General features: G+C 76.3%; 1 protein-coding gene and 1 pseudogene. Both read right to left on the bottom strand.

What is annotated here, in order from left to right:
- Positions 1-363 (bottom strand): annotated as a pseudogene (locus SACPADRAFT_RS32470) (D-beta-D-heptose 1-phosphate adenosyltransferase); the annotation flags it as partial.
- A complete protein-coding gene (locus tag SACPADRAFT_RS0208360; RefSeq protein WP_007027737.1) occupies positions 360-923 on the bottom strand; it encodes a D-sedoheptulose-7-phosphate isomerase in 564 nt (187 codons plus the stop codon). The pseudogene SACPADRAFT_RS32470 and the gene SACPADRAFT_RS0208360, both read right to left, overlap by 4 nt.
- Positions 924-1042 lie beyond the last annotated feature (119 nt).

The following is a 1042-nucleotide window of genomic DNA, read 5'->3' as shown; positions in this document are numbered from 1 at the left end:
CCCGTGGGCGGCCCGCCCCCCGCCGTCGTCGACGCGGAGCAGTGTCTGCCCCCCGGCGCGTACCCGGGTCTTGCGCACGGTGTCCCCGGTCGACGGCAGGGACAGCACCGTGACGTCGCGGGACAACGCCCACCGGAACCGGTCGGCCGTGGCGTCCGCGCCGAGCGCGGTCACCAGCAGCACCTCCGGGCCGGAGGCGACCGTGGTGGCGAGCAGCGTGGCGGCCAGCCCGGCCCCTCCCGGGCGCAGCCACTCCCCGTCGACGTCCACCACGGGAACCGGCGCCTCCGGGCACAGCCGCCCGGCGGTGCCCTCGACGTCGACGTCGAGCAGCGCGTCACCCACCACCACCAGGGGCCTCACCCGGCGACCCCCAGGGCCACGTCGATCCGGGCGCACAGCGCGTGCACCACGGCGAGGTGCACCTCCTGCACGGTGGCCGTGTCCGGCGCGTCCACCGCGACGGCGTCGTCGCACAGCGCGGTCAGCGGGTTCGGGTCGGGGCCGGTCAACGCCCACGTGGTGAGGCCGGCCTCGTGGGCCACTTTCACCGCCGTGACGACGTTCTGGCTGCGGCCGCTGGTGGACAGCGCGATCAGCACGTCGCCGGGGCGGGCGTGCGCGCGTACCTGCCGGGCGTACAGCTCGTGCTCGCCGTAGTCGTTGACGATGGCCGTGCCCGCCGAGGTGTCGGCGTGCAGGGCCAGCGCGGACAACGGCTGCCGGTCGTGCCGGAACCGGCCCACCAGTTCGCCGGTGAGGTGCTGGGCCTCGGCGGCGCTGCCGCCGTTGCCGCACGCCAGCAGCCTGCCGCCCCCGGTGAGCACCGAGGCGAGCCGCACGGCCCACGATTCGATGGTCGGCGCGGCCGCGACCGTCCGGTGCAGCGCGTCGCCGAGTGCGCGGAAGTGGTCTTCGATCACGGCACACCTCCTGTGGGTTGCGTGTCGGCCCGGCGCCCACGGCCCGCGAGCACCCGGACCGCGTCCACCACCTCGCCCGGGTCAACCGCCAGGCACGGGTGGCCCGGGACGGGACACTC

This window comes from Saccharomonospora iraqiensis subsp. paurometabolica YIM 90007 (assembly GCF_000231035.2).
Taxonomy (GTDB): Bacteria; Actinomycetota; Actinomycetes; order Mycobacteriales; family Pseudonocardiaceae; genus Saccharomonospora; species Saccharomonospora paurometabolica.
The sequence above is the reverse complement of the archived record's forward strand: the minus strand, read 5'-3'. Positions and strand labels throughout refer to the sequence as shown.